At 66.2% G+C, this 13,406-nt stretch carries 15 protein-coding genes, 1 tRNA gene and 1 riboswitch; of the genes, 3 read left to right on the top strand and 13 right to left on the bottom strand.

The window, feature by feature from the left end; genetic code table 11:
* The 8 genes from EYB42_RS09095 to EYB42_RS09060 form a co-directional block, all read right to left on the bottom strand.
* The gene (locus EYB42_RS09095; protein WP_135449789.1) at positions 1-432 is read right to left on the bottom strand and encodes a YeeE/YedE family protein; all 432 of its coding nucleotides are present in this window, start codon (positions 430-432) and stop codon (positions 1-3) included.
* Positions 433-439: 7 nt separating this feature from the next.
* Positions 440-643, bottom strand: a complete 204-nt coding sequence (locus tag EYB42_RS09090; RefSeq protein WP_135449788.1) for a YgaP family membrane protein — start codon at positions 641-643, stop codon at positions 440-442.
* A 66-nt stretch (positions 644-709) separates the two neighbouring features.
* Positions 710-1,366, bottom strand: coding sequence for a Crp/Fnr family transcriptional regulator (locus tag EYB42_RS09085; RefSeq protein ID WP_135449787.1), 657 nt, complete (start codon positions 1,364-1,366; stop codon positions 710-712).
* Positions 1,367-1,507: 141 nt separating this feature from the next.
* Positions 1,508-1,583, bottom strand: a tRNA-Ala gene (locus EYB42_RS09080).
* 62 nt (positions 1,584-1,645) lie between these two features.
* Positions 1,646-2,092 carry a thioredoxin TrxC gene (gene trxC, locus EYB42_RS09075; RefSeq protein WP_135449786.1) on the bottom strand — a complete coding sequence of 149 codons (447 nt, stop codon included), beginning with the start codon at positions 2,090-2,092 and terminating at the stop codon, positions 1,646-1,648.
* 69 nt (positions 2,093-2,161) lie between these two features.
* Entirely contained in the window at positions 2,162-2,479 is a 318-nt protein-coding gene (locus EYB42_RS09070; RefSeq protein WP_135449785.1) for a DUF3775 domain-containing protein, read from the bottom strand.
* A gap of 66 nt (positions 2,480-2,545) precedes the next feature.
* The gene (locus EYB42_RS09065) at positions 2,546-2,869 is read right to left on the bottom strand and encodes an AzlD domain-containing protein (protein WP_135449784.1); all 324 of its coding nucleotides are present in this window, start codon (positions 2,867-2,869) and stop codon (positions 2,546-2,548) included.
* On the bottom strand, positions 2,866-3,552 hold the full coding sequence (locus EYB42_RS09060; protein WP_135449783.1) for an AzlC family ABC transporter permease: 687 nt from the start codon (positions 3,550-3,552) through the stop codon (positions 2,866-2,868). The genes EYB42_RS09065 and EYB42_RS09060 overlap by 4 nt, the downstream gene beginning before the upstream one ends.
* Before the next feature lie 127 nt (positions 3,553-3,679).
* Between EYB42_RS09060 and EYB42_RS09055 the strand changes: the two genes are divergently transcribed.
* Complete coding sequence (locus tag EYB42_RS09055; protein ID WP_135449782.1) at positions 3,680-4,111, top strand: hypothetical protein; 432 nt, start codon at positions 3,680-3,682, stop codon at positions 4,109-4,111.
* A gap of 65 nt (positions 4,112-4,176) precedes the next feature.
* On the opposite strand, the gene gcvP is transcribed toward EYB42_RS09055, so the two are convergent.
* The 5 genes from gcvP to gltX all read right to left on the bottom strand — a co-directional run bounded on the left by gcvP (position 4,177) and on the right by gltX (position 11,725).
* Positions 4,177-7,014, bottom strand: coding sequence for an aminomethyl-transferring glycine dehydrogenase (gene gcvP / locus EYB42_RS09050; protein ID WP_135449781.1), 2,838 nt, complete (start codon positions 7,012-7,014; stop codon positions 4,177-4,179).
* 103 nt (positions 7,015-7,117) lie between these two features.
* A complete protein-coding gene (gcvH, locus tag EYB42_RS09045; RefSeq protein ID WP_135449780.1) occupies positions 7,118-7,477 on the bottom strand; it encodes a glycine cleavage system protein GcvH in 360 nt (119 codons plus the stop codon).
* A 9-nt stretch (positions 7,478-7,486) separates the two neighbouring features.
* Positions 7,487-8,602: a glycine cleavage system aminomethyltransferase GcvT gene (gene gcvT, locus EYB42_RS09040; RefSeq protein ID WP_135449779.1), complete on the bottom strand. Its 1,116-nt coding sequence runs from the start codon at positions 8,600-8,602 to the stop codon at positions 7,487-7,489.
* A 157-nt stretch (positions 8,603-8,759) separates the two neighbouring features.
* Positions 8,760-8,850: riboswitch (glycine riboswitch) on the bottom strand.
* 71 nt (positions 8,851-8,921) lie between these two features.
* Positions 8,922-10,322, bottom strand: coding sequence for an MATE family efflux transporter (locus tag EYB42_RS09035; RefSeq protein WP_135449778.1), 1,401 nt, complete (start codon positions 10,320-10,322; stop codon positions 8,922-8,924).
* Between the two features lie 77 nt (positions 10,323-10,399).
* Positions 10,400-11,725 carry a glutamate--tRNA ligase gene (gene gltX / locus EYB42_RS09030; protein WP_135449777.1) on the bottom strand — a complete coding sequence of 442 codons (1,326 nt, stop codon included), beginning with the start codon at positions 11,723-11,725 and terminating at the stop codon, positions 10,400-10,402.
* Positions 11,726-11,925: 200 nt separating this feature from the next.
* On the opposite strand from gltX, the gene EYB42_RS09025 reads away from it, so the two are divergent.
* Positions 11,926-12,336 (top strand): metallopeptidase family protein, encoded by a 411-nt coding sequence (locus tag EYB42_RS09025; protein WP_135449776.1) that lies wholly within the window; start codon positions 11,926-11,928, stop codon positions 12,334-12,336.
* Between the two features lie 123 nt (positions 12,337-12,459).
* A complete protein-coding gene (locus EYB42_RS09020; RefSeq protein WP_394346490.1) occupies positions 12,460-13,386 on the top strand; it encodes an MBL fold metallo-hydrolase in 927 nt (308 codons plus the stop codon).
* Positions 13,387-13,406 lie beyond the last annotated feature (20 nt).

The raw sequence follows: 13,406 nt of genomic DNA, 5'->3' as shown, positions 1-13,406 counted from the left end.
TCAACCTCCGATCACATGGCGTATGACGAAGACCGTGGCAAAGGCCGTCGCCATGAAGGTCAGTGTCGCCACGATCGACCGACGCGAGAAGCGGGCGTTGCCGCAGACCCCATGGCCCGACGTGCAGCCGCCCCCGTAGCTGACACCTACACCGACAATCAGCCCGCTCAGCACGACGGCAAGGGTCGAAACCGGAAGATCCACGGCCGGCACCTGCCCCGTCAGCCCCAGCATCACCAGCGGCCCGGCTGCCATGCCCGCCAGCAGGGCGGCCCGCAGGGACCAGTCCGCCAGGTCGCCCCACCGCATGATACCGCCCAGGATGCCGGTGGCCCCCATGATGCGGCCATGCAGCGCCATCAGCAGCACTGTGGCCAGACCGATCAGTACGCCGCCTGCAAGCGACGCCAAAGGTGTGAACTCTGTTTCCATGAACTCCTCAGGTCTTGCAGGTCTTGATTCCGATCACGCCATAAAGCGGGCAGTTCCCCAGCGCCGACGTCGCCAGCATCACCACCCCGACCACCGTGGCCACCCAGACCACCCAGCCCGAGAACCAGCCGAAAACGAAGGCCCCAAGAAGCGCGAGAATGCCCACGATGGCGCGCAGGCCGCGGTCGATCGTTCCCATGTTCTTCGTCATGTCGCTCTCCTTTCGAGAATCACCCACCCCGACACCATGCCACAGCCGGATGGCCGCGCATGGTGATTACGTCACAGACCGCGCATGCCGGTCCAGAGCTTCGCGATTCAGAACCCGGATCAGCCCGCGGGATTGTTCCACCCAGCCCCGGCGCTGGAAGTCGCCCAGCGTGCGCGAGACGACCTCGCGCGCCGTTCCCAGTTCAACCGACAGCGCCTGGTGCGTCGCCTGAACCTCGTCCCCCCGGGCCAGGCTCAGCAGCCGCGCCGCCAGCCGCACATCGACGCGCTGGAACACGATGTCGTGGATCAGCGCGAACAGATCGGCGATCCGGCGCGAATAGGCACGGAAGATGAAGCTTCGGAACCTGTCCGAACGTCCTGCCAGATCTTCAAAGACCCTGTGAGGGATCACGACCGCCTCGACCTCCGTCTCGGTGATGCCTTCGGCCGAATAGTCCTCGTTCGCCAGCATGCAGGCGGTCGTCAGCACGCAGCTTTCCCCGGCATGAACGCGATACAGGAACACCTCGCGGCCGGATTCGGACCGCTGCTGCACCCGGACCGTTCCGCCCAACAGCAACAGCAGGTTGTCGGCATGCTGGCCCGCCTCGAATACCCTGGCCCCGGCCGGCAGCGACACCACATTGCTGCCCGAGACCAGCGCATCGGCGATCTCGGCGGGAAGGGCCCTCAGGCCATCAAAACGGTCGATCCAGGTCATGCATTCATCCGAGGCAGAGTCTGCCCCGATCGGCCCCGTCGCGCCAGTGATGACGCGCCAACGCAAACCGAGGCGACGAATCAGTCCCTCCGGTCAGGACCGAGGGTCAGACGGACGATGCAGCGGGAGGCCGAGGGTCATTGGTGGAGCAGAGGGGGATCGAACCCCTGACCTTATCATTGCGAACGATACGCTCTCCCAACTGAGCTACTGCCCCAATGACCTCGCGCGGCTCAATCGCGCATCGTGCGGTCGTTGTCAAGCGGCCCGCGCGGGTGCCTAGCTGCCGATGTGCTGGCGCACGAAGGCAACGATATCGGCCGCCGGACGCGCACCCGCAAGCCGCGCCACCTCGCGCCCGTCGCGATACAGGATCAGTGCTGGAATCCCGCGGATTCCCGCCCTGGCCGAGATTTCGGGGTGGTCCTCGGTGTTCAGCTTCATCAGCCGCACCTTGGGCGCCAGCGCCTGCGCCGCCTTGGCGAATTCCGGCGCCATCATCCGGCAGGGCCCGCACCAGGGTGCCCAGTAATCCACCAGAACCGGCAGACCATCGCCGCGCGTCACCTTGTCATGGGTCGCAGCGTCCAGTTCTGCAACCTTTCCATCGACAAGCCCCGCCCCGCATACGCCGCATTTCGGCCCTTCAGCCAACCGGGACACGGGCACCCGGTTCGCCTGCCCACAGGAAGGACAGGTCAGTTTCACCGCATCAACTACAGCCATTGCGCACCTCATACATCTATTGCTTTGAAGATGTGTATTCGACTTGCGCGATGCAAGACCTTGCTTCGGTCAAAGGAAATCCTCTTCCTCGCCCGTCACATCGACCCCGAGGGCATCAAGTCCCGCCTCCAGGTTTTCGGCCAGGTGGGGCATGCCCATCAGGTAATCGGCTGTGGGTGTCGTGGCCTCTGCGGCGGCGGTGGCCACGGCCTCTTCGAAATCTTCCGGCTCGAAGGCGCCACGTCCGATCCAGGCCACGGCGGTCAACTGGGCCTTTTCGTCGTCATTCAGCGCATCGATGAAGGCGTGCAGTTCCGCATCGCCGACCGAGCCCTCGCGGGCAAGGTAGATCACATGCACCACCTTCTGCGGGCTGATCTCAAGCATGTCCGGCCTCCCCCTGGCGTATCCCCTTTGATGGTCGCCGATGCCTGCATCCTGTGCAAGCAGAGATCAGCCCAGCGCCCAGACGGTCGCACCGTGCAGCACGGCCCCGGCCAGGGTTGCAATCACGACCGAACGTGTCGTGCCCCAGGCGGCCAGCACGACCAGCGTTCCGACGACGAAAGGCAGCGGCCATCCCTTCCCTCCGGAAAGTTCCGGCAGGACCGCAGCCACGAACAGGGTCGCTATGGCGGCCGGGCCGGTCGCCGACAGAAACCGCTCCAGCAGCCCACCGGGTGTCAGGCGGTCAGTCCGGGCAAGTGTAGGCAACACACGGAAAGCCCAGTTGGCGGCTCCGGCCAGCAGGGCTATGGCCAGAAGGTCGGTGTTCATCGCCGCACCACCCCCGCCGCGGCCCCGGCGAGCATCCCGAGCAGGATGCCGGAGGTAGAGCTGAGCGCCAGGGTTCCGGCCACCGTGGCGGCACCCGCAATCACGATCACCGGCACCTGCCTGCGGCTGAGGATCGACAGAAGAAGCGCCAGGAACAGGGCAGGCAGCATGAACCCCAACCCCGCGCTGACGGCTGGCCAGCCATCCAGCGCCCCGCCCCCGGCCAGGGCGCCAACCGCGGTTCCCGCCAGCCAGCTGGCATAAGCGCCGATCCCCAGCCCGAACATGTAGCCTTCCGAAAAGGACTGCCCCCGCGCCAACGCACCCAGGGCCTGACCGAAAACCTCGTCGGTCAGCCCGAAGGCCCAGGCCCAGGCGCGGCGGGTCGTGGCCCCCCGTCCCGCTGCCTTCATCAGCGCCGGGCCATACAGGACATGCCGCAGGTTCATTGCGATCAGCGTGAAGGCAGAAACCAGCACCGGCGCGCCCGAGGTCAGCAGGGCCAAGGCCAGGAACTGCGAGGCGCCGGCATAGATGATCGCCGACAGAGCAAAGGCCTCGAGCCCGGTGAATCCTGCCCGTGTCGCCGCCACCCCGAAGGAAAACGCTATGGGGAAATAGCCTAGAACGATAGGCAGGCCGGCGATCAGTCCATCAGCAAGGGGGGGGCGCGTCCCGGTCATCGGCGGCAATCGCTAGCCTGCGGCTGATCCGGGGTCAATGCCGTGCAACACCCGGGAAAGCACGACTTGCGTGCCGACGTGCCATCGGGCCATGCCACGGGGAACTGCATCAGCAAGGATATCTGCCATGCGCATGCTTGCCCTTGCCGTCATCCTGGCGCTTTCGACGGTGCCGCCTGCAAATGCCGACGAAATTCCGGGCAGCCAGTTTTCGGCCGGGAGCTGGAATGGCTCGGGCCATACCGATGATCGCGGTGCATTTTCCTACTGCTGGGTTGCAGTCGATTTTACCGGAGGAGAGACCCTCTGGATGGGGCTTTACGCCGATGACACGCTTGCCGTCCTGCTGAGCCATCCCGATGTGCGCTTCGCGCCCGGTCAAACCTTCGACAGTTGGCTGATGCTTGAAACGGGCCTGCCGACGCGCGGGCTGTCGGAAGCCTGGGATGGCAGCTTTGCCGGAATGACCCCGCAGGGGATCGACGCATCGATCGACTTCCTGACCCAGGGCCAGTGGCTGCGTCTGCTGGGGACCCTGGCACCGAAGCCTGCACCTTGAAGGCGAGGCGCGCGGCCGGACCTGCCCTTAAGGCAGGCCCGCACCCCGCGGCGGCAGCCGTGTGCCTATTCGGCAGCTTCGGCGTAGGCTTCGACCGGCGGGCAGGTGCAGACGAGATGGCGATCGCCATACACGTTGTCCACCCGGCCCACCGGAGGCCAGTACTTGTCCACCCGGAAGGACCCCGGGGGGAAGCAGCCGGTCTCGCGGCTGTATTTCCGGTCCCACTCGCCCACCAGGGCCGCAACTGTGTGCGGGGCATGGCGCAGTGGCGAGTCCTCTGCCGTGATCTCGCCCCGCTCTACCGCACGGATCTCCTCGCGGATCGACAGAAGCGCGGTGACGAAGCGGTCGATCTCGGCCTTGGTCTCGGATTCGGTCGGTTCCACCATCAGCGTGCCGGCCACCGGCCAGGACATGGTGGGCGCATGAAAGCCGTTGTCGATCAGCCGTTTGGCGATGTCATCCACGGTTACGCCCACCTCGGCGAATGGGCGGGTGTCAAGGATGCACTCATGCGCCACCCTGCCCTTGTTGCCCATGAACAGGATCGGATAGTGTCCCGCCAGTCGTGCCGCGATGTAGTTGGCGTTCAGGATCGCGACCCGCGTCGCCTGGGTCAGGCCCGGTCCGCCCATCATCAGGCAATAGGCCCAGCTGATCAGCAGGATGCTTGCCGAACCGTAGGGCGCCGCGCTAACCGCCCCATCTCCACCCGTTTCGGGGTGCCCCGGCAGATGCGGCGCAAGATGTGCCTTGACGCCGATCGGCCCCATGCCCGGCCCCCCGCCGCCATGCGGGATGGCAAAGGTCTTGTGCAGGTTCAGGTGGCTGACATCGCCGCCGATCTCGCCAGGTTTCACCAAGCCCACGAGCGCGTTCATGTTCGCCCCGTCGATATAGACCTGCCCGCCATGATCATGGGTGATCCGGCAGATCTCGCGCACGGTTTCCTCGAACACCCCGTGGGTCGAGGGGTAGGTGATCATGCAGGCCGCCAGCCTGTCGCCCGCCGCCTCGGCCTTGGCGCGGAAATCGTCCACGTCCACGTCGCCGTTTGGGGCGGACTTGACCACGACGACCTCCATTCCTGCCATCTGCGCGCTGGCCGGGTTGGTTCCATGTGCGCTGGTCGGGATCAGACAGACCTTGCGCTGATGGTCGCCGCGGGCCCGATGATAGTTCAGGATGGTCAATAGCCCCGCATATTCCCCCTGCGCGCCCGAGTTCGGCTGCATCGAGAAGGCGTCATAGCCGGTGATCTCGCACAGCTTGGCCGACAGGTCGGCGATGGCCTCGTGATAGCCCGCCGCCTGATCGCGCGGGACGAAGGGGTGCAGGGACGAGAACTCCGGCCAGGTGATCGGCATCATCTCGGCTGCGGCGTTCAGCTTCATCGTGCAGGAGCCGAGCGGGATCATCGCCCGGTCGAGCGCGAGGTCGCGGTCCGACAGGCGGCGCATGTAGCGCATCATTTCCGACTCGGCCCGGTTCATGTGGAAAACCGGATGGGTCAGATAGTCCGAGGTGCGCAGTATCTCTTCGGGGAAGCCCAGGGTGGCGCGGTGGGGCGGCACCCCATCAATTCCGAACGCGCGCAGAACCTTGATCAGCACGCGCTCGTCAGTGGTCTCGTCGAGGCTGATTCCGATTCGGTCGAGGCCGATCTTGCGGAAGTTCAGCCCCTCGGCCCGCGCGGCTGCAAGGATGCCGGCCTGACCCACGCCGACCTCGACGGTGATCGTGTCGAAGAACGCCTTCGGCGCGACCTTCGCTCCCGCAGCCTTCAGCGCGCGCGCCAGCCGCTGGGTCAGGAAGTGCACCCGCTCGGCGATGGCGCGCAGGCCCTTCGGCCCGTGGAACACTGCATACATGCTGGCCATCACCGCCAGCAGCGCCTGCGCCGTGCAGACGTTCGAGGTCGCCTTCTCGCGCCGGATGTGCTGTTCGCGGGTCTGGAGCGCCAACCGGTAGGCCTTGTTGCCCTGCGCGTCGATCGAGACCCCGACGATGCGGCCCGGCATCTGCCGCTTGTAGGCGTCGCGGCAGGCCATGAAGGCCGCATGCGGCCCGCCGTAGCCCATCGGCACGCCAAAGCGCTGCGCCGAGCCTACGGCGATGTCGGCCCCCATCGCACCGGGTTCCTTCAGCAGGCAGAGCGCAAGCAGGTCGGTCGCCATGATCGCGATGGCCCCGGCCGCATGCAGGCTGGCGATGCGCTGGGTAAAGTCGGTCACATGGCCATAGCTGGACGGATACTGGAAGATCGCGCCGAAGACCTGCGATGGGTCGAGCTTGCGCACGTCGTCCTCGATGATCTCGATGCCCAGCGGCAGGGCTCGGGTGCGGATCACGGCGATAGTCTGGGGATGGCAGAAGCGATCGACAAAGAAAGCCTGCGCCTTCGACTTTGCCACCCGCTGGGCCATGGTCATCGCCTCGGCCGCTGCTGTCGCCTCGTCCAATAGCGAGGCATTGGCGACGTCCAGACCGGTGAGGTCGCAGACCATGGTCTGGAAGTTCAGAAGCGCCTCGAGCCTTCCTTGCGCGATTTCCGGCTGATAGGGCGTATAGGCGGTATACCAGGCCGGGTTTTCCAGGATGTTGCGCTGGATCGCGGGCGGCGTGACCGTGCCGTAATAACCCTGCCCAATCAGGCTGGTCATCACCCGGTTCTTCGCGGCGACCTCCTTCATCTTCGCCAGAAGCTCGTGCTCGGCCAGCGGCGCCCAGGACAGGGGCTGCGCCTGCCGGATCGAGGGCGGCACGGTCTGGTCGATCAGCTCGTCCAGAGTTCGCACGCCGACCGCCGCCAGCATCTCCTCCATCTCCGAGGGCGAGGGGCCGATGTGCCGGCGGTTGGCGAAATCATAGGGGTTGTAGTCGGTCGGCGTGAAGGTCATGGCGCATACCTTTGGCAAGGGGCGGGCAAATTCCTGCAAAGGAATCTGCAATTCTCTTCGAAGAAACTTGCCCGGAGTTTTCGAAAACTCCGGGCCGGGGCGATCAGCCGATCAGATCCTGATATTCGTCCTCGTCCATGAAGTCGTCGAGCACGCTCAGGTCATCGACCTTCATCTTGAAGAACCACCCCTCGCCAAGCGGATCCTCGTTTACCAGGGCCGGATTATCCACCAGCTTCTGGTTCACGGCGACGATCTCGCCATCCACCGGCGCCAGGATGTCGCTGGCTGCCTTCACGCTTTCGATCACGCAGACCTCGTCACCCTCGGCCACCTGGGTCTCGGGTTCGGGCAGTTCCACGAAGACCACATCGCCCAGTTGCGTTGCGGCATGTTCGGTGATGCCAACGACCACCAGGTCCCCCTCGACGCGCAGCCATTCATGATCCTTGGTGTATTTCATCGTCTTGCCTCAACGCTTGTAGCTGGTGGGATGGAAGGGAAGGTCGGCAACGGTGACGGGATGGCGCTTGCCACGCAGTTCGCCCTGAAGAATCGTGCCGATGGTAGCATGGGATCGCGCAACGTAACCCATCGCGACTGGGGCATTCACGCTGGGACCGAACCCGCCCGAGGTGACGCGGCCGGCAGGCGTGCCGTCATCGGTGAAAAGTTCCACACCCTCGCGCATGGGCGCACGGCCCTCGGGGCGCAGGCCGACGCGCAGCCGCGCCGGCCCTTCGGCCAGTTCGCGCAGGATCCGCGCCGCGCCCGGAAAGCCCCCCTCGCGCACGCCGCCCGCACGGCGGGCCTTTGGGATCGCCCAGGTCAGGTTGGCCTCGACCGGGCTTGTGGTGGTGTCAATGTCATGGCCGTAGAGGCAAAGCCCCGCCTCCAGCCGCAGGCTGTCGCGCGCACCAAGACCGATGGGGGCCACACCGGGCTGGGCCAGCAGGCGGCGCGCGAAGCTCTCGGCCTCTGCCTGCGGCACCGAGACCTCGAACCCGTCCTCGCCGGTATAGCCCGAGCGGCTGACCCAGATCCCGCCGAAGATCCGGTGATCCATGAAACGCATCGCCGCGACGCCCGGCACCAATCCCTCCAGCGCCGCCTGGGCGCCCGGTCCCTGCAAGGCCAGAAGCGCACGGTCGGTCACTGGCTGAACTTCCACGCCTGGCATGGCCGCAGTCATGTGGGCGATGTCGGCTGCCTTGCAGGCCGCATTCACCACGACATACAGGTGATCGCCGCGGTTGGTGAACATCAGGTCGTCCAGGATCCCGCCCTGATCATTGGTGAACAGGCCATAGCGCTGCCGCCCCTCGGCCAGCCCCAGCACATCCACCGGCATCAGCGCCTCGAATGCGCGCTTGAGATCCTCGATCGACCCTTTCGGCCTAAGGATCACCTGCCCCATGTGGCTGACATCGAACAACCCCGCCGCCGAGCGCGTGTGCAGATGTTCCCTCAGCACGCCTTCGGCATATTGCACCGGCATCTCGTAGCCCGCGAAGGGCACCATCTTGCCGCCCAGTTCAACATGCAGGTCATGCAGACCCAGGCGGATCAAGCCCTCAGGGTCGGCCATCGCCGTCCTCCCACAGTTCGGCCGGAAAGCAACCGGCACCGTTCCGGCGGGCTGATCCCCGCCGCTCGATGCCCCCTCTGTCCCTGCGCCGGCTGGCGCGCCTGAGATCGTTATCCCTTCGGCGTCCCGGCCCTGGCCGGGAACTCTCCAGAGTCTGTCGTCAGCTACGGTCCCTTGCGCCTGAGAGTTTACCGGGGCGGTTGCTCCTTCGGCACCGGGCTTTCCCCGGATTCTCCCGAAACTGACACATCCTGACTAACCCATCCGGGGCGGGGCGGGCAAGCGAAATCCGGAATACGATGGCATACCGCGCCAGGCGTCATGCCCGGCGTTCACCGGGGCTGGCGACCGCTTCGGCATCAGGCTCAGGCTGCGGGCGCGCGCGGGCATGGGAAACGGCCGGCGAATGGATCACCAGCAGGGCAAGCCAGATTGCCGCCAACCCGAAGATCACCCCGCCGACGGCCTGCCCGACCAGCACCCCCTGCGCACCCCAGTAGCCGCCCAGCCACAGGGCCAGCGGGACGGTTCCCAGCGTGTGCCGGCCCCAGTTCACCACCGTGGACCAGAACGGCCGTCCCAGATTGTTGCAGACCGCATTGCCGACGAAGATCGCGCCGTTGAAGAACCACAACAGCGCCAGCGGCCCGCAGAACAGATAAACCAGATCGCGCGTCAGCCCCTCGGCGCGGAACGCATCGGCGATGGGCCCGCGCAACGCATAGAGCAGCGCCGAGACCACAAGGATCACCAGAGCGGTGAAGATCAGCCCGTCCAGAAAGGCGCGCCGCACCCGGTCGATCTGCCCGGCGCCGAAGTTCTGCCCGATGATCGGCCCGATGGCCCCGGACAGCGCGAAGATCACCCCGAAGGCGACCGGCGTCAGCCGGCCGGCGATCGCCATGCCCGCCACAGCCGCCTCGCCATAGGCGCTGGTGGCACGGGTGACGAAGGCCTGGCCCACGGGCGTCGCCACCTGGGTCAGGATCGCGGGCACCGCGATGGCCCAGATTGGCCCCATGTCGGCAATGACCTGTCGCGTCGTCGGCCGGTCGAAGCCCCCGTACTTCCGCCGGATCGGTTGCAAGGCGACCCAGGCTATCACCACGCGCGCTGCAAAGCCTGCAATCGCCGCCCCCGTCAGCTCCAGCCCGAGGCCAAAGATCAGGATCGGGTCCAGCACCGCCGTCGCCACCGCCCCCCAGACCGTGGCCATCATCGCCGCCCGCGCATCGCCATGGCTGCGCAGGATCGCGCCGCCCACCATACCCACCATCAACAGGGGCTGCGACGGCACCACGATGGCCAGAAAGTGCACCGCCAGATCATGCGTCTCGCCCGTGGCACCCAGAAGGCTCACCAAGGGCGACAGCGCCAGCCATACGACGGCCGCGAAGATCGACCCGAAGACGAAGCCCAGCACCAGGCCGGTCGTCGACTTCTCGCGCGCCAGCGCCGGATCGCGCGCGCCCAGCGCCCGCGCCACCAACGCCCCCACGGCAATCGACATGCCGATTCCGAAACTGGTGGTGAAGAACAGGATCGCCCCGGCATAGCCGATCGCCGCCGCCAGCTCCTCGCGCCCCAACAGCGCAATGTAAAACATGTTGACCAGATCGACGACGAAAACCGCCATCAGCCCGACCGACGAGGTCAGCGCCATGACCGACACATGCCGGAACAGGTTCCCCTCGACGAACTTCGCCTGCGGTCCGGCCATGTGCCAGCCCCTTCTTCCGTTCCCAAATATCCTCGGGGGTCCGGGGGCAGACGGCCCCCGGGGCGGTGCACGAGGGCTCAGACGCTCGGAACCTTGCGCAGAAGCGGCATGACATCGGCCATCTCCGGCCCCGCGTCGCGCCCCGTCAAGGCCCGGCGCAGCGGGCGGAAAAGATCCTTGCCCTTGCGCCCCGTCGCCTCCTTCACGGCCTGGGTCCACTCGCCCCAGGTTGCCGTGGTCCAGGGTCGCGGCGGCAGCATCGCCAGCGCCTGCCGCACGAAGTCGCGGTCGGCCTCCTCCACCACCGGCTCGGCCCCGTCGCGGAACAGCGTCCACCAGTCCGCCAGATCGGCGAGCACGGTGATGTTGCCCTTGGCCACATTCCAGAAGGCTTCGGCCTCGGCCTCGGGCACGCCCAGCGCCAGCACCCGCTCCTTCACCGCCGCGAAGGGCAGCGATTGCAGATGCTGCCGGGTCAGCGGGAACAGATCCTCGGCATCGAACTTGGTCGGCGCGGTGCCGAAGGAACCCACGTCGAAGCCCGCAATCAGCTCTTCCATCGAGCGCGCCAGTTCCACCGGCTTCGACGACCCCAGGCGCGCCATGAGAGACAAAAGCGCCATCGGCTCCACCCCCCGCGCGCGCAGGTCGCGCAGCGAAAGCACGCCCAGACGCTTCGACAGTTCCTCGCCCTGCGGCCCGGTCAGAAGGCTGTGATGCGCAAAGGTCGGGGGCGTGCCGCCCAGCGCCTTCATGATCTGGATCTGGGTCGCGGTGTTGGTCACATGGTCGGCGCCGCGCACGATATGCGTCACCCCCATGTCCACGTCATCCACCGACGAGGCGAAGGTGTAAAGCACTTGCCCGTCCGCCTTGATCAGCACCGGATCGCTGACCGAGGCCGCGTCGATCGAGATTTCGCCGATGATCCCGTCCTTCCACTCGATCCGTTCCTGATCCAGCTTGAAGCGCCAGTAGCCCTTGCGGCCCTCGGCGCGATAGGCGGCCTTCTGCTTCTCGGTCAGGCTGAGGGCCGCGCGGTCATAGACCGGGGGCTTGCCCATGTTCAGCTGCTTCTTGCGCTTTAGATCCAGCTCGACCGGTGTCTCGAAACATTCGTAGAACCGGCCCGCGGCCTTCAGCTGCTCGGCGGCTTCCGCATAGCGCGCCAGCCGTTTCGACTGCTGCTCGACCCGGTCCCAGGTCAGGCCCAGCCAGGTCAGATCCTCCATCAGCCCGTCGATGTATTCCTGCTTCGAGCGTTCCTGGTCGGTATCGTCCAGCCGCAGGATGAAGGTGCCGCCGTTCTGCCGCGCGATGAGGTAGTTCATAAGCGCGGTGCGCAGGTTGCCGACATGGATCCAGCCGGTGGGCGAGGGGGCGAAGCGGGTAGTGACGGTCATCGGGGCGGCTCCTTGAACCGCCCTTCCCTGTCACAAGCCCCGCGTCTTGTCCAGTTTTGCGCCGCGTCCGGTCTGGTGGACTCCGATGCCGCCGGCCGTGGCAACGCCGTTGCCGGGGGTTCGATGCCCCCGGCAACGGCCCCGCCCCGCCGGGCCGCCCCCCCCTTCCCTCCGCTCCGGGGCCTGCCTATCTTCAGGCCATGACCAATCCAGCCCCCGACAGCATCGCCCCGACCCTGGCCTTCCTCGAACAGCTTGCCCACGAGGCCATCTCGACTCTGCCCGATCCGTTCCGCGAGCCCGCCACCCATGTCCGCCTGCGCGTCGAGGATTTTCCCGAAGACGACATGGTCGAAGAACTGGGCCTGGACGACCCGTTCGAGCTGACCGGTCTGTACGAGGGTATTCCCCTGACAGAGAAATCGACCGCCGAGCAGATGACCAGGCCCGACGTGATCTGGCTTTTCCGGCGGCCGATCCTTGACGAATGGGCCGAACGCGGGAACGTCTCTCTTCAGGAACTGGTGACCCATGTGGTGATCCACGAACTGGCGCACCACTTTGGCTGGTCGGACGACGATATCGCCGCCATCGATCCCTGGTGGGAATGATCCGCTTCCCGTCCCTGCCGCACAGCCCATGTGCAGACAGGCACCGCCCCTGACGCGCCCGTGATCCGCCTTCCGGTCCCCGTGCCCTATCTGCCGATGATGGACCCAAAGGAGGACATCGTCATGCTTTCCCGTCGTCAGGCCCTTGTCGCCGGTGCCACCCTGCCCTTGGCCGCCACGTTCATGCCACGCGCCGTTCAGGCGCAGGCGCCCATGCAGGGCGCGGGCTTCGCGCCGTGGAATCGGTTCAGGCTCGGCAGCTTCGAGGTGACCACGCTCTCCGCCGGCAGCCGCCTGCTTGACAATCCGCAGGAAACCTTCGGAACCAATGCAAATCCCGAAGATTTTGCCGCCCTCAGCGCCGCGAACTTCATCCCCGCCGACAGGTCGCTGAACTTCTTCACCCCGACGGTGGTCAACACCGGTGCCGATGTCGTGCTGTTCGACACCGGCCTGTCCGCCGAGGGAACACTGGCCGCGCTGACTGCGGCCGGGATGACGGCCGACATGGTGACAACGGTCGTCCTGACCCACATGCACGGCGATCACATCGGGGGGCTGATGGGCGCCGACGGCACCACGCCAACCTTCGCCAATGCCCGCTACGTCACCGGAGCGGTGGAACACAACCACTGGTCGGCCGCCGGCAACGACGGCTTCGACAGGAACGTGAAACCCCTGAACGACAGGTTCACCTTCCTTGACGACGGCGGCATCGTGACCGGCGGCATCACCGGCATGGCCGCTTTCGGTCATTCGCCGGGGCATATGGTCTATCAGGTCGAATCGGACGGCCAGCGCCTGATCATCACCGCCGACACCGCCAACCACTATGTATGGTCGCTGCAACAGCCCGACTGGGAGGTTCGCTTCGACATGGACAAGGCCGCCGCCGCCGCGACACGCCGGCGGGTCTTCGGCATGATCGCCGCCGACCGCATCCCCTTCATCGGCTACCACATGCCCTTCCCGGGCCTCGGCTATGTCGAGGCCACGGAAGATGGTTTCCGCTATGTGCCGGCCAGCTACCAGCTGCTGCTGAACGGCTAAGTCGGCAACCACGTTCTCGC

Source organism: Tabrizicola caldifontis (assembly GCF_004762095.1).
Taxonomy (GTDB): Bacteria; Pseudomonadota; Alphaproteobacteria; order Rhodobacterales; family Rhodobacteraceae; genus Tabrizicola; species Tabrizicola caldifontis.
This window is presented reverse-complemented; position numbering and strand designations above follow the sequence as displayed.